The organism is Variovorax sp. 10N432, from assembly GCF_056394465.1.
In genome coordinates, this window is the sequence record NZ_JBFTHX010000052.1 from 1 (window position 1) to 21,115 (window position 21,115).

18 protein-coding genes are annotated in these 21,115 nt (G+C 65.4%); 6 read left to right on the forward strand and 12 right to left on the reverse strand.

The features are described from left to right. Positions 1-303 (forward strand): gamma-glutamyltransferase (locus AC1DF3_RS33050; protein WP_478142269.1); only part of this gene is annotated, 303 nt, incomplete at its 5' end. 943 nt (positions 304-1,246) lie between these two features. Then, positions 1,247-1,561 (forward strand): hypothetical protein, encoded by a 315-nt coding sequence (locus AC1DF3_RS33055; protein WP_478142270.1) that lies wholly within the window; start codon positions 1,247-1,249, stop codon positions 1,559-1,561. Between the two features lie 358 nt (positions 1,562-1,919). On the opposite strand, the gene AC1DF3_RS33060 is transcribed toward AC1DF3_RS33055, so the two are convergent. From AC1DF3_RS33060 to AC1DF3_RS33110, 11 genes are all read right to left on the reverse strand, one after another. After that, positions 1,920-2,882: a tripartite tricarboxylate transporter substrate binding protein gene (locus AC1DF3_RS33060; RefSeq protein WP_478142271.1), complete on the reverse strand. Its 963-nt coding sequence runs from the start codon at positions 2,880-2,882 to the stop codon at positions 1,920-1,922. A gap of 70 nt (positions 2,883-2,952) precedes the next feature. Then, positions 2,953-4,017, reverse strand: coding sequence for a cyclase family protein (locus AC1DF3_RS33065; protein WP_478142272.1), 1,065 nt, complete (start codon positions 4,015-4,017; stop codon positions 2,953-2,955). A 143-nt stretch (positions 4,018-4,160) separates the two neighbouring features. Continuing rightward, complete coding sequence (locus AC1DF3_RS33070; protein ID WP_478142273.1) at positions 4,161-4,850, reverse strand: RraA family protein; 690 nt, start codon at positions 4,848-4,850, stop codon at positions 4,161-4,163. 135 nt (positions 4,851-4,985) lie between these two features. Next, positions 4,986-5,990: a Bug family tripartite tricarboxylate transporter substrate binding protein gene (locus AC1DF3_RS33075; RefSeq protein WP_478142274.1), complete on the reverse strand. Its 1,005-nt coding sequence runs from the start codon at positions 5,988-5,990 to the stop codon at positions 4,986-4,988. A gap of 105 nt (positions 5,991-6,095) precedes the next feature. Further along, the gene (gene ydiJ / locus AC1DF3_RS33080) at positions 6,096-9,218 is read right to left on the reverse strand and encodes a D-2-hydroxyglutarate dehydrogenase YdiJ (RefSeq protein ID WP_478142275.1); all 3,123 of its coding nucleotides are present in this window, start codon (positions 9,216-9,218) and stop codon (positions 6,096-6,098) included. Positions 9,219-9,255: 37 nt separating this feature from the next. After that, a complete protein-coding gene (locus AC1DF3_RS33085) occupies positions 9,256-9,513 on the reverse strand; it encodes an NAD(P)-dependent oxidoreductase (RefSeq protein WP_478142276.1) in 258 nt (85 codons plus the stop codon). Next, the gene (locus AC1DF3_RS33090; protein WP_478142277.1) at positions 9,395-10,177 is read right to left on the reverse strand and encodes an NAD(P)-dependent oxidoreductase; all 783 of its coding nucleotides are present in this window, start codon (positions 10,175-10,177) and stop codon (positions 9,395-9,397) included. The genes AC1DF3_RS33085 and AC1DF3_RS33090 overlap by 119 nt, the downstream gene beginning before the upstream one ends. A 336-nt stretch (positions 10,178-10,513) precedes the next feature. After that, a complete protein-coding gene (locus AC1DF3_RS33095; protein WP_478142278.1) occupies positions 10,514-11,413 on the reverse strand; it encodes a LysR family transcriptional regulator in 900 nt (299 codons plus the stop codon). Positions 11,414-11,950: 537 nt separating this feature from the next. Next, entirely contained in the window at positions 11,951-12,913 is a 963-nt protein-coding gene (locus tag AC1DF3_RS33100; RefSeq protein ID WP_478142279.1) for a hypothetical protein, read from the reverse strand. A 78-nt stretch (positions 12,914-12,991) separates the two neighbouring features. Next, the gene (locus tag AC1DF3_RS33105) at positions 12,992-13,498 is read right to left on the reverse strand and encodes a ferritin-like domain-containing protein (protein WP_286535796.1); all 507 of its coding nucleotides are present in this window, start codon (positions 13,496-13,498) and stop codon (positions 12,992-12,994) included. A 143-nt stretch (positions 13,499-13,641) separates the two neighbouring features. Then, positions 13,642-14,463, reverse strand: a complete 822-nt coding sequence (locus AC1DF3_RS33110) for a TorF family putative porin (protein ID WP_478142280.1) — start codon at positions 14,461-14,463, stop codon at positions 13,642-13,644. 222 nt (positions 14,464-14,685) lie between these two features. Between AC1DF3_RS33110 and AC1DF3_RS33115 the strand changes: the two genes are divergently transcribed. From AC1DF3_RS33115 to AC1DF3_RS33130, 4 genes are all read left to right on the forward strand, one after another. Beyond that, positions 14,686-15,105 (forward strand): hypothetical protein, encoded by a 420-nt coding sequence (locus AC1DF3_RS33115; RefSeq protein ID WP_286535792.1) that lies wholly within the window; start codon positions 14,686-14,688, stop codon positions 15,103-15,105. Between the two features lie 82 nt (positions 15,106-15,187). Further along, on the forward strand, positions 15,188-15,580 hold the full coding sequence (locus AC1DF3_RS33120; RefSeq protein ID WP_478142281.1) for a hypothetical protein: 393 nt from the start codon (positions 15,188-15,190) through the stop codon (positions 15,578-15,580). A gap of 98 nt (positions 15,581-15,678) precedes the next feature. Continuing rightward, complete coding sequence (locus tag AC1DF3_RS33125) at positions 15,679-15,972, forward strand: DUF4242 domain-containing protein (protein WP_301811912.1); 294 nt, start codon at positions 15,679-15,681, stop codon at positions 15,970-15,972. Positions 15,973-16,092: 120 nt separating this feature from the next. After that, positions 16,093-17,469 carry an FAD-binding oxidoreductase gene (locus AC1DF3_RS33130; RefSeq protein WP_478142282.1) on the forward strand — a complete coding sequence of 459 codons (1,377 nt, stop codon included), beginning with the start codon at positions 16,093-16,095 and terminating at the stop codon, positions 17,467-17,469. Here the strand turns inward: AC1DF3_RS33130 and AC1DF3_RS33135 are convergent, their stop codons facing one another. Further along, on the reverse strand, positions 17,470-21,009 hold the full coding sequence (locus AC1DF3_RS33135; protein ID WP_478142283.1) for a helix-turn-helix transcriptional regulator: 3,540 nt from the start codon (positions 21,007-21,009) through the stop codon (positions 17,470-17,472). Positions 21,010-21,115: the final 106 nt, after the last annotated feature.

A 21,115-nucleotide genomic window follows, 5' to 3' on the forward strand; every position in this document is an offset into this window, starting at 1 on the left:
TTGGTAAGCGCGCTGGACTGGAACTTCGATGCGCAGCAGGCGAGCGCGATGGTGAACTTCGGCGCCTCCAACAGTCCGACCACTTCCATCGGCGGCGAGCATCCGAAAATCGATACCACCAACAACGGCGCCAACGATCCATTGGTGACGGCACTGCGCGCGATGGGGCATATCGTGAACGTCGGTGCGCAGTCGAGCGGCGTCGCCACGATCATCCGGCTCCAGGATAAAAAAGGCACTTTGCAGGGCGGCGCCGACCCACGTCGTGAAGGCTTGGTCCTGGGGGACACGTTCACGCCTTAGAGCGGTCTGCCGGGGGTGGTCAATCGGAGGGCATGCTTCGCCAATACCTTCGCCTCGTCGAGGGCTGGATCAGGGATACCAAGCAGGGGGAATTCTTGGATCGAGTCTGAGTCCGAGTCTTGAATGCTGAAGCCTTTCATGGTGAAGAGTGAGGCCGCGTGACAAAGGGTGGTTTTTCCTCTATTTAAGCGAGCCGGGATGCTCGTCCCACTCAGCGCCTCTACGACATGTTGATCGCCATCGAAACCTTTCAAGAAGCGGTAGCCGGGGGTCGACGACTGGCTCGCCGACCATGGGGATGAATGAGACTCGGAAGTCATTCATGTCCACTCCCAAGTTGAGGGAGCTCGGCCTCTGGGGCGCCGGCTGTCTTGGCTTTCTACTGAAAAGTTGCCGAACGGCGTCGGGCTACTGATCTTTGACTGAAGAATAAGCTGCGTATCTGAAAGTTCAAGCGTTCCCTACAGACGAGAACGACGATGTAGGAACTCAGCGAAGATTTCAGTAACTCCCTGGGGAGGACGTCCAAAGCAGACGCTACTTTTCAGTGGTTTCGCGCAGCCTAGATTTCAGTTTCCTAGGAGTCGTGAACTCCGCTGGTGGGCCCGTCCAAGTCCGGGAGGCGCTGGGTCGAGGTTCACCTTCCGGTTCCACTGGCTGCTGATGTAACGTACGCATCGCAACGTTCGCTTTTTCGATGTTCGATAGCGGACGTTTAATCCGTTGGTCGCTGGTTCGAATCCAGCACGGCATACCACAAATTCCCCGTGGTTATTGAGAGTCCCGCTATCGAATTGGTAGCGGGCTTTTTAGCTTTTCTACCGTTATCAGAGCGATTGCCAGAATCGAAGCGTTGCCAGAACCTAACGCCTGCAATGCTCGCATTGCCAACGCCGGCGTCGTTCCAGCAGTGCGCGGCTCGTCCCCATAAACTGCAGGCGCCATGGCCGACACCTCAGAGAACACGGCACCGAAGAACCACCGCCACGCATGGCGCATGCTGGATGCGGCGGACCAGTTTCTTAGGACGGCCGAGCGGTGCCACGAATCTTATGCGCCGGTACTGAGGCAGTCGCGCGCATGGCTGCGCATCGGCACCACTGTCGAGGAAGCATCGCCTTCCAAGATGAGCATCGGCGTTCAGCACTCGTTCAGAGAATCGCCTCACTATTTACACCTCCTCCGACCACACGTTGGTCTTGCCCGCTTCGGCGGCCTTTTTCACCTACGCCCAAAGGAACCGACCAATTCCGGGTGAGTTCGGCCCGATGAACCTTCACCCTTCGCACACCTCGTCGGCTCCTGCTACTCCTGAATGGGCGATGCAGCTCCTCTTCGAGACCGAGGGCGCGACTTCCCAATGCATCTGCGTGATCTCCCGCAACGGGGTGGAAACACCTGGCGGGGCCAGGGCAGCTGGTTGTGGCGGCCGATGTGCCAGAAGCGTTCGACTTCCCATACCTCGGCGGTCTCGTATCATCGGTTGACCTCCCGGATATTGTTGGTCGCGTGCGCATTCGGTATCGACTGAAGTGCAGCCGCCACCACAAGAACACGAACTGGTTCTCGGCTGCATCCCGATGAAAGCAAGGTCCTTTTGGCCCCTTCTTTACTCATCAGTCAGCCTTAATATTCCCTGCCTTGATCACGCGAGCCCATTTCGCCGTCTCGGTCTTGACGAAGCTTGCGAAGTCTTTGGAACTCGATCCGACCCCCTGGACCCCCAACTCTGCAAAGCGGGCCGCGACTGCAGGAGCTGCGACAGCGGCTCGGGATTCGGCCTCCAGGCGATCCAAAATTGCTGGCGGCGTGCCCGCAGGTGCAAACAGGCCATTCCATTCGTTGACCTCGAAGCCTTTCACGCCGCCTTCCGCAATCGTGGGCACCTGAGGCCAGCCATCAAGACGTTTGGCCGACGTGATACCAAGAGCCTTGAGTTTGCCGCCCTTCACAAAGGCCGCACTGGCCGTCGTGGCGCTGAACATGAGGTCAACCTGTCCGCCAATCAGGTCGGTCAGGGCCGGCGCGCCGCCCTTGTAGGGGATGTGGGTCATTTCGATCTTCTGGCTCTGCGCGAAAAGTTCTGCAGCCAGGTGCTGGGCGCCACCGCTGCCGGCAGACGCGAAGCTCAATTTGCCCGGCTTATCCTTCGCGGCCTTGACCACATCAGCCACCGAGGCAAATGGCGAGTTGGCCGGCACGACCAGCAGTAAAGGGACCTGCATGATCTGCGACACCGGGACCAGATCCTTGTCCGGGTCGTACGCGAGCTTCGGAAACAGACTTGGATTGACGGTGTAGGAAGTGGCGTCAAGCAGAAGCGTATAGCCGTCCGGGGGTGCCTTGGCAACGAAGGCGGCACCGATGGTTCCGCTGGCTCCGGGACGGTTGTCGACGATCACCTGCTGTTTGAGCCGCTCGCCGAGTTGGAGCGCGAGGATTCGGGCCGTGTTGTCAGCGGCGCCGCCGGCCGGGTATGGGACTACCAGCTTGATGGGCTTGTCCGGCCAAGCAGCGTGTGCTGCGCAGACGTAGATGCCGACGGTCACGGCCAGGAAGGATTTGATCCAGCTATTCATGCTTGTCTCCGGTTAGAGGATTGGGGTGGTGGGGCCTGGCGTGGGCTGCGGCGGCCAAGCTAGGTAGTGGTTAGACGGTGGCGATCGGCGTCGTCGGCGAACCGACGGCGCCCGGCAGGCGCAGCGGCGGCGCCGTGAGCAGAAAGCGGCTGCGACCATGGACGCGCAGCCAGCGCGCCAGCGGCGTCAGCAGCCACAGCTCGCCCAGATGGATGCCGTTCTTGAACAGGCAGTGCTCGTGCAGCGGCAGCCGCGGCCGGCGCAGCGGTGTCGGCGTGGCGAGCTTGGGTACCACCAGCTCGACGGCCGGGTTGTCGGCGATCAGGCAGGCTAGCCTTACGTCGACGATCCAGTTCAAAAGCCTTGCATCGTTGCCATCGAGGCCACTGCCGGTGGCGTGCAGGTGCTTGATGTCAGGCTGGCGGTTCATCGCCAGCAGCGTGTCGGCAAAGCCGGTGTGCAGGCAGACCATGTCACCGGGCTCGATGGCGATGGCGTCGGCTTCGAGGATGCGCATCAGGCGTTCGTAGCCGACGGCCTCGCGCTGCCGACCGACATGGTGCTCCAGGTCGATCAGCACGCCACGGCCCTGTGCGCCATGCTCGGCCAGGTTCTCAATGCCGAGCGCGCCGGCGCGCGGGCCGGGAAAGCGGGCCCAGTCGGCGACCGCTTGGGGGTCTTCGGCCGCGCCTTGGATCTCATCGCCGGCGCGAAAGCCGTTATAGAACACCGCCTCGGCCTGGCCATCGCCATCGGCGTCAAAGCGGCTGCCCATGTGCGCCAGGCTGTCCCACTGCGTCGAGTACTGCGTGTTCATCAGCAGTACCTCGTCGCACACCACGTCGGTGAGCTCTGCATCCTCGCTGGCGTAAGACCAGCAGAAGCCCTGCTGGCCGGCGCTCTGGCCGTCGCGCAGGGTCGAGAAGGTCTGCGCCGGCAGGCGGCGCGGATTGAGCGCCATGCCACCCGGCACGTCAAGCGGCAGCGAGAGGCAGAAGGTCAGGCCTTCCCGTACCTCGGCGATGCCCTGCAGCACCTTGGTACGATCGATCAGGTTCATGCGGCCGCGCTGGTCGTCGGGACCGAACTCGCCCCAGTGGCTGCCTTCGGGTGTTTGCTTCCATCGTTGTGGCATTTGGATCTCCTATGCCGCTTCAGTCTGGACCGCCGCCGTTCTATGCGGGACGACCAACGCGTTTGTGGCCACGGTCTCGCCGTGAGAACGGGAGGCATCTTTAACGACACCGTCACTTGCATTCCGGATGCGTTGGACGGTGCTCACAGGGTCTCTCCTTCCTTCAATACGCCGGCGGTGCGCAGCGCCGAGGTCAGCCACTTGGCCGCCGTGTCGCCGCCCTTGATGGCGTCAATGCGTGCGGCCTCGTCCTTCACCTTCTTGGCGGCGGCGGGCAACAGGCCTTCGATCTTGGCGCGCTCGACCACGACCACTCCATCACCGTCGCCGATGATGAAGTCGCCGGGGTAGACCATCACGCCACCGCAGGAGATCGGGTGCCCGATGCGGCCCGGCACGTTCTTGGTCGGGCCGTTCGGGTTGGTGCCGACCGAGAAAACAGGGTAGTCCATCTCGTCGATTTCCAGGCTGTCGCGGCAGGCACCGTCTATCACCACGCCGGCGATGCCCAGCTTCTGGCAGGCGGTCATCATGATGGTGCCCATCAGCGCCGAGCTCTGGTCGCCCTTGCCGTCGATCACCAGTACGTCGCCCGGCTTGGCCATGGCGATGGCGGCATGGATCATCAGGTTATCGCCGGGGCGCACTTCGACCGTGAAGGCCGTGCCGGCCATCTTCATGCGCGGGCGCAGCGCCTTGATGCGGCCATGCATGGCGCCGCGGCGGCCGGCCACGTCGGCCAGGATCGCGGGTTGCAGTTCGGCGGCCTGCTTGATGATGGCGGCGGGCACGCGTTCGAAGTCGCGAATGATGTCGGGAAGGGTTGCGGACATGGGAATTCCTTGGGTGAGGGTTGGGACCGTAAAACTCGGCAATCACGCAGGTTGAAGCCGGAGGCTTGATTTCCTTGGCTAGGTCGCCTTCAAATCTCGACGAACTGCTTCGGGACGCTGCCGAGACGATTTGGATCAGTCGACCTTGGCGCCCGATTCCTTGACGATCTTGCCCCAGCGGACGGTGTCGTCGCGGATCAGCGCACTGAACTTCTCGGGCGTGCCGCCCATCACCTCGGCGCCCTGGGCTTCCAGCTTCTTTTTGACCTCGGGGTCCTGCAGGGCCTTGTTAAAAGCGGCGTTGAGCTTGGCCACCACGTCCCTGGGTAGCCCGGTTGGGCCGACGACGCCGAACCAGGTAACGGCCTCGAAGCCCTTGTAGCCCGATTCGGCCACGGTCGGCACCTCAGGCAGGTCGGCGGTGCGCTTGGCCGAGGTGACGGCCAGCGGGCGCATCTTGCCGCTCTTGATGTGGCCGATCAGAGTGGGGATCGACGACATGTACATCTGGATCTGGCCGCCGATCAGGTCGGTCGAACCCTGCGCCGCACCCTTGTAAGGCACGTGGGTGAACTTCACGCCCGCCGCTTTCTGCAACTGCTCGGTCGCCAGGTGCGCCACCGTGCCGCTGCCGGAGCTGGCGTAGTTCAACGATTCGGGCTTGGCCTTGGCCGCGGCCACCACGTCGGCCACCGTCTTGTAAGGCGAGTTCGCCGCCACCACCAGCACCAGCGGCGCGCTGGCGACAAGGCTCACGGGGGTCAGGTCCTTCTCGGGGCTGTAGGGCAGCTTGGGGTAGAGCGTTGGGTTGATCGCCAGGTTGCTGGTCTGGCCCAACGTCAGCGTGTAGCCGTCGGGCGCGGCCTTGGCTGCGGTGTCCACGCCCAAGTTGCCGCCGGAGCCCGGCTTGTTGTCAATGATGATGGTCCAGCCCTGCTGCGTGGTGACCTTCTGCGCCACCTCGCGGGCGATGGCGTCGGTACCGCCACCGGCCGGGAAGGGCACGACCAGCCTGATAGGCTTCGTGGGATACGCTTGGGCGAGAACTGGTGAGGAAAAAAGCGACGCGGCCGCCGCGGTCGCGATGAATACAAGTGCGAGACGACGCGAACCGTCATCTTCCGTCTGCCTGAGTGTCATGGTGTTGGTCTCCAAGTTATTAAGCTTCTTGCACTCGCCTACCGAAGCCGACGCGAGTTACCGCATGCAGATAGGTCGCGCAAGAGTGAACTCGCTTTGATCTGATCAGAAGTCCTCGTGGTGCTCTCTGGCGCTTTCAAGTCCACTTGGGCGTGACCTTGGGCGTCTTATGGCTTCCCCCGCCTTGAGGCGGGCCAGAAGCATCTGGACGGGGTGCAAAAGCTGTGCACTGTCCAGCAAGCTAGCCTGGCAGCGGCAGGAGTAGCCTGTGGCTACCAACCGGCCAGCAAAGCGCGGATCCGAGACCAGACGCGCCCAGCTCTGCCGGTAGATCGCTTCCGACGTGGCGCGGTTGGCACGCTCGTGGCCATACAGCCCGGCCATGCCGCAGCAGCCGCTGGGCACGGTGCGCAGCTTGACGCCCAGCCGCTCGGAGACCTTGGCCCAGTCGGCGGTTGCCGCCGGCGCGTTGGTCCTTTCGGTGCAATGCGGCAGCAGCGCCCACGCGTTGGAATCGTCGGCCGGCAGCGAGGGCAGCTCATCGAGCCGGCGCGCCAGCCACTCCTGCGGCAGGGCCACCAGAGGCACGCGTTCCTTGCCGAGCGCCTTGACGTATTCGGCGCGGTAGACCAGCGTCATCGAGGGATCCACTCCCACCAGATCGACCCCGGTCGCGGCCAGTTCGCCCAGCATCGCGGCGTTGGCCGAAGCCGTCCGCTCGAACTTGCCCAGCAGGCCGAGCACATGCTGCGGCTTGCCGTTGGGCTTGAAGGGTGCCAGCCAAGGGGTGAAGCCCAGGCGAGTCAAGAGTTCGATGAAGTCGAGCACGACGGCGCTGTCGTAGTAGGAGGTAAAGGCGTCCTGCACGACGACCACACTGTTGCGGCGCTCCGCTTCACCAAGTGCCCGCAACGCAGCCGCCGAAGCCCTTTTCACTCCTCGGCGCTCCAGCTCGCCATGCAGCCGGATACCGCTGAGCTCGGGCAGTTCGACTAGGCCGAGGCTGCGAATGGCGGCGCGACCGGGCCGGCTTTGCGTGAGCCCGTTGAACAGCCGGGGCAGCGCCGCGGCGCTGGGCAGCCAGCCTTCGAGTGATGCAACCAGCCCATCCTTGGCCGGTCGCAAGTAACGCCCGTGGTAGACCTCCAGAAAGCGCGAGCGGAACGCCGGAACGTCGACCTTGATCGGACACTGCCCGACGCAGGACTTGCACGACAGGCAGCCGTCCATTGCTTCCTTCACTTCATGGGAGAAATCTCTGGCGCCGCCGCCGGTCGTCAGGGAATTGAAAGCGCGCAGGGGAAAGGCCGTCCAGCGCTTCCAGATGCCCTGCTCTCGGATGCGGGCTGCTTCACGCGAGGAATCAACCTCCCGTTCGGCCAGCTGACGCAGCCATTCCCGCATCAGCGAGGCACGGCCCTTGGGCGAGTGCCTGCGCTCGCGTGTCGCCTTCCACGAGGGGCACATCGCGTCGTCCGGGTCGTAGTTGAAACAGGCGGCGTTGCCGTTGCAATGCAGCGAGTCTTCGTTCGCACGCCGGATCGCCAACGGAATGCGGCGATCCGCCTGCCCTCGGGTGGGTACACCGTCGATCGCGGTCAGCGCCTGACCGGCGGGCGCGGCAATCTTGCCGGGGTTGAGCTGGTTGTTCGGGTCGAAGGCGGCCTTGATGCTCTGCATGCGCGCATACAGGGGCCCGAAGAACTCCGGTGCATATTCGGAGCGAAATCCCTTGCCATGTTCGCCCCACAGCACGCCGCGGTACTTGCGGGTCAGCGCAAAGACTTCGTCGGTCACTTCGCGGATGAGTTTTTCCTGGTCCGGATCCTTCATGTCGAGAGCGGGCCGCACGTGCAGGCAGCCGGCGTCGACATGTCCGAACATCCCATACACCAGGCCTCGGCGATCGAGTGCAGCGCGGAACTCGACGATGTAGTCCGCCAAGCATTCGGGTGGAACGACCGTGTCTTCCACGAATGGCATCGGACGTGCCTCGCCCTGCATGTTGCCCAGCAGGCCGACCGACTTCTTGCGCATCGACCAGATCGCCGTGGCCGCCGCTTCGCCGCGCGCCACGGTGTAGCCGCGTCGGCCGGCTTCGCCCATGTTCTTCGCCAGGTCGGCCTCGACGCGGGCCAGCTTTTCGGCCAGGTCAGCTTCGTCATTGCCCAGGAATTCAACGATGTTGACGCCCTGGGCCGGGCCTTCCGGATCGTCGGGGAAGTAGTCTTTGACGGTCAGCCACACCGCGTCCTGGCGCGCCAAGGCAAGCACTTTGGCGTCGATGGTCTCGCTGGACGCCGCCTGAAGCGTCATCAGCGCGCCAGCGTCGCGCAGGGCCGCGTCAAAACTGCCATAGCGGATGGCCAGTAGCACCGTGCAGCGTGGTATCGGCGTCAACCTGATCCTGGCTTCCGTCACGAAGGCCAAACTTCCCTCGGCACCGCACAGCACCGAACTTAGGTTGAATTGCCCGGCGTGGTCGCACAGATGCACCAGGTCGTAGCCGGTGACACAGCGGTTCAGTTTAGGGAAGCGCTGGGCGATCAAGTCCGCGTCGTCGATCCTGATGCGGTCGAGCAGGCGGTGGATCGCGCCGACGCGGTCGTCACGGCGCTTGACCTCGTCCAGTTGCGCAGGTGCCAGTGGCCGCGAGTGCCACAGCGTACCGTCGAGCAGCACGGCATTGAGCTCGAGCACGTGATCGCGCGTCTTGCCGTACAGCACAGAGCCCTGCCCACTGGCGTCAGTGGCAATCATGCCGCCGATGGTGGCGCGGTTGGAAGGCGACAGCTCGGGCGCGAAGAACAGGCCATGCTCGCGGATGGCATCGTTGAGCTGGTCCTTGACTACGCCGGCCTGGACCCGGGCCCACCCTTCCCGGGCGTTGACTTCGAGGATCGCGTTCATGTGGCGCGACAGGTCCACCGCGATGCCGTCGGTCAGCGACTGGCCGTTGGTGCCCGTGCCGCCGCCGCGCGGCGAGAACGAGACGGCGGAAAAGCGCTGCTCGCCGGCCAGCTTGGCCACGCGCACCACGTCCAGTTCGTGACGCGGGAACACGATCGCCTGGGGCGTCAGCTGGTAGATCGAGTTGTCGGTGGCGAAAACCGTGCGGTCGGCGTACGTGTGCGAGATGTCGCCCTCGAATCCGCGCAAACGAAGTTCCGAAAGAAAATCTGCGTACAGGGCGGCAGGCCCGTCGGAAGGTTGAAGACGGGGTATCACAGCGCAGACCCTTCGTCATTCCGCGCACCGGCGGTTGTCATTTTTGGAGGACCGAAAGGATGTTCTGTGCCGCGCCAACCGCCATTCCCCGTGCGCCGCCATTGGTGGTCCCCCCGATGTGAGGTGTCAGCACGGCGTTGGGCGTGCCCAACCAAGCCGATTCGGACGGCAGCGGCTCATCGACAAAGCAGTCCAGCCCCAAGTGCAGTTCGCCGGACCGAAGGCGCTCTTGCATGGCCTTCTCGTCGAACATGCCCGCCCGCGCGGTATTGACGAGGATGGCGCCCTTGCGCATCAATCCCAGGCGGCGAGCATCTAGCATGCCCTTGGTCGAATCGTCGAGGGGGCAATGCAGGGAAAACAACATCGCTTTGCACAAGGAGCTCCTCTAGCTCTACCCGGGTCGTTCCAGCCGGCAACTGATCGGCATCGAGGTACGGATCGCACACAATGACCTTCATGCCAATGGCCTGCGCGAAGCGAACCACTCTGCTCCCGATGGAGCCGCATCCCACCACCCCAAGCGTTGCACCCGACAGTTCGAAGCCCAAATAGCTCTGCTTGTCCCAGTGGCCTTCGTGCATCCGCTTGTCCAGCCAAGTGATCCGACGGGCACACGCCAAGATCAGGCCTAGCGTCAATTCCGCGACAGCCTGGCTGTTGGATCCAGTGGCCGGGAGGGCCATGATGCCGAGGCGCTTTGCAGCCTCCTGGTCGATCGCATCCATGCCTACTCCGTGCCGCCCGATGACTCTCAGCTTTCTCGACGCCGCCTGCACCTGCTCGTTGATCTTTCCGTAGCGAGACAGGATGGCAACGGGCTGCTCTCGCTCGACCAGAGCCACGAGCTCCTCCTGAGTGAACTTGGCCCCGGTGTAGACAAGGCGGTAGTCCTTCAATAGTGCGACGGCGTCCGGATGAACTTTCTCTTCGGTGATGACGATGGTGTCCGGATTCATCTGATAGCTCCAAATCAAGAAAAGGGGGCGCCAGTCAGACGACCTTCATGCCGGATACCTTGACGACCGTGACCCATCGGATGGTTTAGTCATGGGTCATGGTGGCGACCCGCCTGACGGAGTCGCCGAGCATCAGCATCCTGCTCGATGAGTGCTTGTTGCGATCAGCGCGAAAGTGCCGCGGCGATGGCGCCGAACCCTGGCAAGCAAGGGAAGAATGCATCTCGTTGTCTCCAGTGGTTCGGAATCTCTCGTCCGATGGAGGCAAGTATTCGTTCTATGGCCGCAAACGTCCAATGACTATTTGTTGAAAATTCATGCGCCAGACTTTTGCGGTCACAAGGGAGTGACTTTGGCGTGCTTCGAAAGTAGGGCGATCAGGCGCTTAGAGGCCGGCGATAGGTAGCCGCTGTCGCGATAAGTCACCACCATGCGCCGACGCATCGTGGCGCCTCGCAGCTTGACCTCGCGCAGCGCGGCGCCCGTGGCGCCTTCCTGAAGGTGCAGGCGCGAAATGAAGCTCAGCAAACCAGTCTGAGCGATCAGCGGCGGCAGCATCAGCAGCATCGTGCTTTCCACCTGCACTCGTGGCCGGGGCAGGCGATGCCTGTCGAAGGCCTGATCGAGCCAATCCCGCGTAGGCGCTCCGGCGGGCTGCAGCACCCACCGGTAAGCGGTCAGGTCTTTCAAAGTGAGCGGAGTCTTCTTGAAGACCTCGTGGGTGGCCCTCGCCGCCACGACGATTTGATCTTCGGCCAATAGCCGGGACGCAAACCCGGGGGTTTCTGGCCTTTCAGTCCCCACCATCAGGTCGATGTCACCCGCCTGCAGCAATGGTGTTAACACATCGCCCAACGCGACGGTGGTCCGAAGGGTGACTTCGGGCGCTTCCTCCAAGAGATCGCGTGCAGCCAGCGGCAGTAGATACTGGGCCGCCGTCGGCGCGATGCCCAGCTTGACGTGCCCGGAAAGACCTCGGCCAATGTCCCTGATCTCTCGCGTTGCGCTTTCAACATCGAAGCGCGTGCGCTGGGCCCACTTGAGCAGAGCCTTGCCGGCAGTGGTAAGGCGCATGCCGCGGCCGGCCTTTTCGAATAGCTCGGCCTCGCACGCCTCCTCCAGGCGCCGGATGCACCTGGACAATGCGGGTTGTGTGCGATGAAGCTTTGCAGCTGCTCGTCCCATGTGCTCAAGCTGAGCGATAACTTCGAAGTACTGGAGGTCGCGCAGATCCACGGTAAGGGCTTTCGGGAGGAAGTCGGAATCTTGGATATTGTGCGAGTGATCCTTTCTTACGGTCGACTTGGATTGCCTGGGGGGCGCCTCTCGGCTCGTGGACAAGACAGCGCGCTTTCCTCCTCACGGGGTTTCGGCAGAGGTGGCCTGCGTTCTCAGCGACAAGCGGGAGAAATATTCGGAGGAAGATTCTCATCGCAGCCCAAGATAGCGGCGCGACGCTTGCGGCCACCAAAGCCGCCACGTCGGCGCCATGGTGGAACCTCGGGGAGCCATTCAAGTGGCTCGGTGAACCCAGCAGTCACGCGAGCAGTGGCTACGTTCAAGGCAACGGCATTGAAGTTGACCCTGTTGCGCGGACGGGTTGGGACTTGATTCTCAAGTCGGATTGATAGGCTGCCACGCGATGCTACGGAGGCTTCGGTGTAGGCATATCGGACTCCTTCATCCATAAGGATCAGGTGTCCGCGAAATCGGGTCAACTTCAACTTCAGCTGCAAAAGTTTCACTGAAGTTCAGGATGATGGACTGAAGGGTTCAACGAGTCCCTACAAACGACCCGTAGAGCAAGCGCGCCTCGCCCTCGTAATCGGGATACGAAGCCTTCATCACCGCCCCATTCAGGATCATCTCCGCTGCCAGCGCGCGCGTGGCCGCGTCGTACACGCGGGTGCGCACCCAGACCGATTCGGTGCGCGCGCTTTCGCTGAGCGCGATGATCTCGCGCTCCAGTTCGTAGTCCTGGTCGACGAAGAGCGGTCCGTTCAGAAGGCGGATCTCCTGGCCGGCGAACAGGCCGACCGCCGGCTTGCGCCCGCTCAGACCCGACTGCGCCGATGTCGAGCCAAGCAGCACGCTGATCATTTCCGTCGGAATGACCGGCCGGCCCCAGGGCGACTCGCCGCCCGACTCCCGCGTGTACCACGGGCTCGGTTCGGTGATGACCTTCAGCTTGTCGGCCAGCGTGAAAGGGTAGTGGTCGCCCATGTGGGTGTCGAAGCCCATGCGGATCTTCTCGACCACCGCGCCGCGCTGCCCCACCCGGAGATCACGGTTGATGACCAGGCCCGTGGGCGGCCGGAGCTTGGCGATGCGCAGCTGCAGTTCGTGAGGCAGCCGCGCGGCGTCGCCGATGGAAGCGGTGCCGATCAGCACCGGTGTGCCGTCGCGCTTCTCAGCGTGCAAACGCACGAAGCGAGGCTGCAACGGATCGCGCTCGACGAAGGCCCGTACTTCCTCGCCTTCGACCACCATGTTCTGGTAGTGCGCGCTGATGCATCCGGTCTCGAACCAGGCGTTGCCGAACACGTGGTAGAGCAGGGGGTCGAACTGGCTGAAGTGGGTTGGCCCCTCGATCGGACCGGCTCGAAGCCCCAGCCCTTCGGCCATGGCATCGTCGTGGATCGATTTGTGGCCGTCGTAGCACTGCTCGGCCAGCATCTGGCGCGGCTGGCGCAGCGGCCCGCAAAGGGTGGGTGCTTGGGTGAAGGCTTCGGTCATCGGGCGGGCCCTGGCTGGAGGTCGGCGATTCTAGGACGCTGAATCCCCCAGCTGAAGTCGCCCGCGTGACCGAGTCGGTCAGTCCTTGGCGGCGCGCGCTGCGTTGCGCAGGTCCCGGATCTGGTCGTGGTTGCGTTGCGCGCCCGCCGCCTGCCTTTCGACCAGAGCGCGCACGTCGGGCGGCAGGTTCTGCTTCAGCGCCTTGCGGTAGCGTGCGATGGCAGTGTCTTCGCCGCGCTCGCAGGACTCGAGGATCGACAACTCGCTGTTGGCGCCGAGCGATCCCTTGACGTGGACCCAGCCGCGGTGCAACGCACCCGCGGCGGTGCCGCCATCGGCCGGCTTGCCGCCGTAGGCCGCGATCATTTGCAGCAGTTCCGCCTCGGCTTGGCGGCAACCCTCGGCGCGGCTTGCGAACAGCTGTTTCGCGGCCGGGGATTCGACCTCCTCGGCGCAGGCCAGGAATCCGTAGCCGCCATCCCGCGTGTTCTCCAGCAGATCGTTGAGGACATCGACGACCTCGTCGTTGGCCAGGGGTTCGCCGCGGGAGTCGCGGGGGTCGAGCATGTCTTTGTCGAGTGCCATGGTGTCAGTCCTTTCAAGAGCCTTCAGGCGAAGAAGGCCGGTTGAGAAACTCGAGGAGATGTCCTCGAGACTTGGACTCACCATCGCCGCGACGCCGGGCCCGGGCCGTCAGCCACGGAGCACGCCGCGTGTAGAGCCTTCCCCTACAGCGTCTTGGTCAGGATCAGGATGAAGCGGGTCGCGTTGGGCGAGTAGGTGGTCTGGCCGATCGGGCCGATCGGCGACGGGATGCCCGGGCTGACGACCGCATTGAAGGCGCTCTGCTCGTTGCCGCCCTGTACGTAGCCGCCGAGCGACAGGCCGCTGCCGAAGTCGTAGGCGGCGCCAACGTTGAAATCGACGTAGTCCTTGAAGCCAAGGCTCCGGATGTCGCTGCTGAAGAAGGTGTAGCCGACGGCCGCCTTCAGCGTCACCTTGGGAATGATCTCCTTGGTGTAGGCGAGGTTCAGGTAGCCGGTGTTGGTGCCGTCCAGGCCCGAGTCGCCCTGGTTGCCGGCGTAGTTGAAGTAGTCCTTGGACACGGTCCAGGAGTACTTGGCCGTGAAGGCGCCGAAGGACTCGTTGGCCCAGGTGCCGGCGCCGTAGATCTCGGTCGTGTTGCCGGCGGTGTTGCCGGGGTAGACATAGGTCAGCACACCGACGTCCCAGTCGATCGGGCCGCCCTTGAATTTGTAGCCGCCGTAGAAGTCCATCTCGATGGCGTTGCCCTTGAGCCAGTTGACGCTGGAGTTCCAGTTGCCGACATAGAAGCCGCTGTCACCGAAGGCGTAGTCGAGGCCGCCCTGGATCGCCGGCTTGAAGTAGCTGTTGTTCGCGAAGTCGTCCTTGCCGAGCATGTCCTGGTCCTGGCCACGGAACTTGTAGTTGGTCGTCAACGCGACGTTGCCCGCGAGCTGGGCGCTGGCGAGCATCGGCAGGGTCGTCAGAGCGGCGATCGAGAGGGTTCTGGCTATCACGTGGTGCATGGGTCGAAGAGCGAAATGAAGAAGCGTCGAGCCTACGGTCGCGTGCATAAACACCGCGTAAAGAACGAGGCGCTCCGCGTAAGGAATTCATCGGGAAAATCCGGGTGTCTCAAACACGACGAACCGGCGGCGCCGCCTCGAAAGAAGGAGTACAAATACGTCGAGGGAAGAGGAAATTGCAGACGCCTCTTCAGCGCAGGGACTTGTGAAAGGAGGGCAGTCATGGCCAGACATCTAGCGGTCGGGGACTCATCCGGACCTCTCGCCATCGCGAGCGCCAGCTACTACAACCCGACCGGCGTGCTGCTGGCGCCCGGCGAGACCTACGAGATCGCCGCCGACGACAGCCGATGGGTCGACTGGCACCTGGCGTCCAGCGCCGACGGCCGGATCGAGCCCAGCCTGATCCAGTCGATGGCGCATTGGGCGCTGCGCTGCAAGGAGGGCCGCTGGTTCCAGCTGATCGGGGCCGTCGGGCGCTCCGACGCCTGCATGTTCCCGATCGGCATGCATGCCGCCTGGACCTACACCGGGCAGAGCGGCGACGCCGATCCCGAGCTGTGCCTGTTCGCGAACGACGCCTGGTTCGCCTACCTCAACAACCACGGCTCGGTGAAGGTGACGATCAAGCGCGTCGGCTGAATCGCCCAGGTCCGGCCCGGCGAGGGCTGATCGATAGAATCCAGCCGGTTTCTTTCCATTCACCGGACCGGAGGATTCGAACATGACCGTGCGCCAGGGGGGCAGATTGCTTGCGGTAGCGGTCACTGTACTGGCCGCGGCTTCGGCGCAGGCGAGGCCGTTGAACCTGTTCAACGCGATGCGCGACACGCCGATCACCCGATTCAGCAGCGCCGATGTCGACCTCATGACTCAGGCGGTCCACCAGGCGCTCGACAACGGCGCGGACGGGGTGGCGGTCACGTGGGAGAACCCCCGCGGCACCAGCGGCGGCAGCGTCACGCCGGGCAAGGACCCGCAGGACAGGGCGAATTGCCGGACGGCGCGCATCGAGAACCGCCACCGCAGCCTGCAAAACGCCGGCAGCTACCTGTTCTGCAGAAGCAAGGGCCAGCCCAAGGGGGCCTGGCAGGTGATCGAACTCCTGCCTCGTTGAGCCATGGGGCGGCTGGCGGGGCATTCGACCTAGGCGCATACTGATGCGGCGTGGCGCCATGGCCACCATGGCGCGCTTCGACCCGTCCGAGGATTCACATGCCGCTCTTCATCATCGAACGCAATTTCGCCGAGCAGCTCGAAATCGACAGTGATGGCGTGATCGCCATCACGAGGATCAATGGCGACGTCGGCGTCAACTGGCTGTTCTCGTTCCTGAGCGCCGACAAGCGCAAGACCTACTGCCTCTACGAAGCCAAGGATCCCGAGGCGATCCGCGAGGCCGCGCGGCGAGCCAACGTGCCGGCCGACGTGATCGTCGAGGTCTCGCAGGCCTACGGCGCGGCCATCGGCGGGCTGCGGGCGCAGGCATCGGCAGGCGCCACCGGCTGATAGTCAATCCCGGCCGCTGGCCGATGGTCAGGTCTGACTATTTGCGTCCTGCCCGGCGGAGCCTACAACCGGGGCCGTGGTTCACGTTCTTCCGGACGTGCCACCCACCGGAGATCCGACATGCTGAACCAAGAGCAACTGACCCAGTTTTCCGCCTCGCTGCGCGGGCGCATCGTGCAGCCCGGGGACGCCGACTACGATGCCTCGCGCCGCGTCTACAACGCGATGATCGATCGGCGTCCGCGCCTGATCGTCCATTGCCGCGACGTCGCCGACGTGATGCACAGCGTCGACTTCGCCCGCGAGCAGTCGCTGCTGCTGGCCGTGCGCGGCGGTGGCCACAACGGGGGCGGCCTGGGCACCTGCGACGACGGGCTGGTGATCGACCTGTCGGGGCTGAACGGCATTCGCGTCGATGCCGCGGCCCGCACCGTGCGGGTCGAGGGCGGGTGCACCTGGGCCGATGTGGATCACGCCACCCACGCCTTCGGCATGGCCACGCCCTGCGGCATCATCGGCACCACCGGCGTGGGCGGGCTGACGCTCGGCGGCGGCCTCGGCCACCTGACGCGCCGCTGCGGCCTGTCGGTCGACAACCTGCTCGAAGCCGACGTGGTGCTGGCCGACGGCACGCTGGTCACCGCCAGTGCCGAGCAGCATCCCGAGCTCTATTGGGCGCTGCGCGGCGGCGGCGGCAACTTCGGCGTCGTGACCTCCTTCCTGTTCCGGCTGCACCCGATCGACACGGTGGTCGCCGGGCCGACCTTCTGGGCGCTGGAGCAGGCCGGCGACGTGATGCGCTGGTACCGCGATTTCATCCTCGCGGCGCCGGAGACCCTGAACGGCTTCTTCGCCTACCTGACCGTGCCGCCGGTCGATCCCTTCCCCGCCGCGCTGCAAGGCCGGAAGGTGTGCGGCGTCGTCTGGTGCTACACGGGCGAGCTGGCGGAGGCCGATGCCGTCTTCAAGCCGGTCGCCGAATTCGGGCCGCCGCTGATGCACGGCGTCCAGCCGATGCCGTTCCCGGCGCTGCAGGGGGCCTTCGACGCCTTGTTCCCGCCCGGCGACCAATGGTATTGGCGGGCCGACTTCGTCAACCAGCTGAGCGACGCGGCGATCACCGAGCACCTGCGCTTCGGCCCCGACATGCCGACCCCGCAGTCGACCATGCACCTCTATCCGATCGACGGTGCGGCGCATCGGCCGAAGGCCTCCGACACGCCGTTCGCCTACCGCGATGCGAACTGGGCCGAGGTCATCGTCGGGGTGAGCCCGGACCCGAAGGATGCCGCCCGCATCACGGCCTGGACCAAGGACTACTGGAACGCCCTGCATCCGCATTCGGCAGGCGGCGCCTACGTCAACATGATGATGGACGAAGGCGACGAGCGGATCCGCGCCTCGTACCGCGACAACTACCCGCGGCTGGTGGCCGCCAAGCGCCGCTACGACCCGAAGAACCTGTTCCGGGTCAACCAGAACATCCGTCCCGAGTAGCTACGGCTTCAGCAGGCCCTCGCGGTTGGCGAAGGCCGCCGCCTCGGTCCGGTTGGCGGTGTAGGTCTTCTCGAGGATGCTGCGCACGTGGTTGGCCACGGTGTTCGGGCTGATCCCGAGCACCTGGCCGATCTCGCGATTGTTGCGGCCCATCGCGATCAGGCGCAGCACGCCCACCTCGCGCTCGGTCAGCCCGCAGGGATGGCCGGCGGCCGGCGCGGCGACCGGTTCGTCCAGCGATTGCGCCAGCGCCTCGATGCGCGGCGTCAGCGCGTTCATGCCCAGGGCCACGCTGTCGGCGAGCGCATCCGCGAGCAGGGCGCGGGCCCGGGCCAGGTCGCCTGGCTCGGCCCGCCGATGCAGCATCAGCGCGTAGTCATGGCGGCTGTGGGCGAGCCAGACCCGCGAGCCGGTCTGGCGGTCCATCGACAGGGCCGCCTCGAAATGGAGCTGCGCGAGGTCCCACTGCCCCATCACCGAGGCCAGGGCGCCAAGCAGCCGGTCGGTCGACCCCATGCAGGGACCACTGGAGTCGCCGAGCAGGTTGGCGCCCGCGTGGCCGCGCAGCTGGCCGTACATCAGCGCCGCATGCTCGGCATGGCCCAGGTAGACGCAGAGCTCGGCCGCGAAGATGACCAGGGTCAGCGTGCCGCCATCGGTGGGCGGCCGCGACAGGCGGGTCCAGGGAAGGGTGTCGAACACGGCCTGGCACTCGTCGCGCATGCCGAGCTCGGCATACAGCAGCGCCAGGCCGGGCAGCCAGGTCTGCGCGGTCGGCGTTTCGCGCACGAACTGCTGCAGCATCGGCAGCGCTTCGCGCAGGCGCCCCTGTTCGCGCCGCAGGCAGAACATCTGCATGCCGAAGGCACCGACAGCCTTGTCCTCGGCGACCCGCCGGCCGACGTCCAGCGCCCGGGTCGCCCAGCGCTCGGCGTCCTCGAAGCGCCCTTCGTTGAGGGCGACCAGCACCTCGATGTGCCGGCAGAGCGACAGCCAGTAGTGGGCACGCCATTGCGCCGACAGCCGCAGGCCCTGGTCGCGCACGCGGCCCAGCACGGCGACATCGCCGACCCGGACGAGGTCGCAGAGGTAGAAGGCCAGCAGGTTCGGGATGCGTTCCGGCATCGCCAGTTCTTCGGCGATCGCCCAGGCCTCGGCCGCCGCAGCGATGCGTTCGCCCAGCAGCTCGGGCCAGTAGCCGGCCGCGGCGATCGCAGAGAGCGCCAGGTAGAGGCTGCGCATGTCGTCGATCTGCCGCGCCAGCTCGACCGCACGCCGGTGCGCCTCCTTGGCCTCGGCGGAGCGATCGCAATAGATGTAGGCCACGCACAAACGGCTCAGCAATTCGACCCGCTCGGCGTCGTTGCCCTGGTGCAGGGCGATGGCCTCCAGCAGCAGGGCCACGGCGGCTTCCCCCGATTGGCCGGCCTGCGTGCTGCTGCTGGAGAAGCCGATCGCGGCCCGTGCGAACTGGGCGCTCAAGCCGCATTGGCGCGCCAGTTCGGCGGCCTGCCGATAGGAGGCGACCGCCGTTTCCGGCACGTCGCACCAGAGCTCGGCATCGCCGAGCGCCGCCATCACGTCGCAGCGCTGCACCAGGTCGTTGGGAAAATGGCGGTCCAGCAGTTGCAGCGCCAGCCGGAGCAGCCGTGCCGCTTCCTCGAAGGCCAGCAGCCGCGCCGCATGGCCGGCCGCGCGCCGAGCGTAGGCGAGGGCCTTGGTCGCCGCGCTGCCCGGGCCGGCCTCGCTGAAGTGATAGGCCAGCTGCGACCACACCATGCCGTCGTCGCTGCCGTGCTGCTGCTCCAGCGTCTCGCCGATGCGCAGGTGCAGGCGCGCACGGCGCATCCCCAGCATCTCGTCGTAGAGCGCGTCGCGAATCAGGGCATGGCCGAAGCGGAACTGCTGCGTGTCCGGCACCGCTTCGATGATCTGTTCGCCCATGGCCTCTTCGAGCGCCTGCAGCAGCTCGTCCTCGGACTTGTCGGCTTCGAGCCGCGCCAGCAGGGGCAGGTCGAAGCTGCGCCCGATGCAGGCCGCGGTCGAAAGCAGCCTGGCCGCCGGCGCCGACAGCCGGTTCAGCCGTCGGCCGATCACTTCGCGCACGCCGGTCGGGACCTTGGTCAGCAGCCGCGCATCGTCGATGGCTGCATGGCCTTCGTGCGGCGCCCGCGCCGAGATCATGTAGCGCAGCATTTCCTCGAGGAACAGCGGGTGCCCTTCGGTGCGGGTGTGCAGTGCATCCACCAGGTTGGCGCTGGCCGTGCCGCCGCTGGCGGCGACCGCGAACTCCGCGGTTTCGCGTGCGCTCAGGCCCTGCAGTTCGATGCGCTGGCACACCGGCGAGCGGGCGAGCTCGGCCAGGGTCTCGAACAGCGGATGCTGGCGCGACAGCTCGGTGTCCCGGTAGGTGCCGACCACCAGCATGGCGCAATCGTCCAGTTCGCCCGCCAGGAAGGAGAACAGCCGAAGCGAGGTGGCGTCGGCCCAGTGCAGGTCCTCGAAGATCAGCAGGACAGGCGCGCGCTGCGCCGCGCGGCGCCAGAACCCGGCGATCGCATCGAACAGCCGAAAGCGCGATTGCGCCGAATCGACGACCGAGGCGTCGCCCGGCGGGGTGGCGAATTGCTCGGCCACCTCGGGCGCGATGCTGCCGATGTCGGCCAGCCCGGCGCCGAAGGTCTGGGCCATGGCGGGGTCGCCGCTGCCGCGCAGGTAGCTGCGGATCAGTTGCCGCCATGGCCAGTAGGGGGGCGCTCCGGCCTCTTCGAGACAGCGGCCCCAGAGCACCAGCGTGCCGCTGTCCTGGGCGTGCAGGGCCAGTTGCTGGGTCAGGCTGGTCTTGCCCATGCCGCTGGAGCCGGCCAGCAGGACGATCCGGCCGAAACCCTTGCGAGCGCCCTGGAGCGCGCTCTTGAGCTGCGCCAGCTCGGCTCTTCGGCCCACGAACACCCCCGACGGCCGCGGGCTGGCGCGGGGCGGGGGAGCGGCCGCCGGCGCCTCCGTGCCGCGGCCCGGACGGACCACGAAGGCATGGATCGGGCGCGCGATGTTCTTGAGCGGCTGTTCGCCCTTGTCGGCGAAGCTCGCATCGACCCGGCTGCCGACGGCGCCGCGCACCGCGTCCGAGACGACGATGCCGCCGGGTTCGGCCAGCGCCTGGAGCCGGGCGGCGACGTTGACGCCGTCACCGTAGACCGTGCCGTCCTGCTTCTCGATGACGTCGCCCAGGTGGACGCCGATGCGAAACGGCATCCGTGGCTGGGAAGCGGTGTCGGTGGCGGCCTGCGCGAGGTCCTGCTGGATCGCGATCGCCGCGCTGACCGCGCCGGTGGCGGTTTCGAAGACGGCCAGGATGGAGTCGCCCGCCATGTCGATGACGCGGCCGTGGTTCGATTCGATCCGGGCCCTGAACAGCTCGCGCGCGGCGTCGAGCGCCGCCAGCGTGGCGTGCTCGTCGCCGGCCATTAACCGCGAAAACCCGGCGGCATCGGCGCAGAGGATGGCGATGAGTCGCTGCCTGACCGAGGGATCGTCCATGGCTGTGCGGCCTTCGTCGTTGCAAACGGAACTGCGGTATTGAAGCACGTCGACCGGCCTTGCGGCGGGGATTCCCCGGCCCGGTCCTTGTGAGAAGATTTCCTGC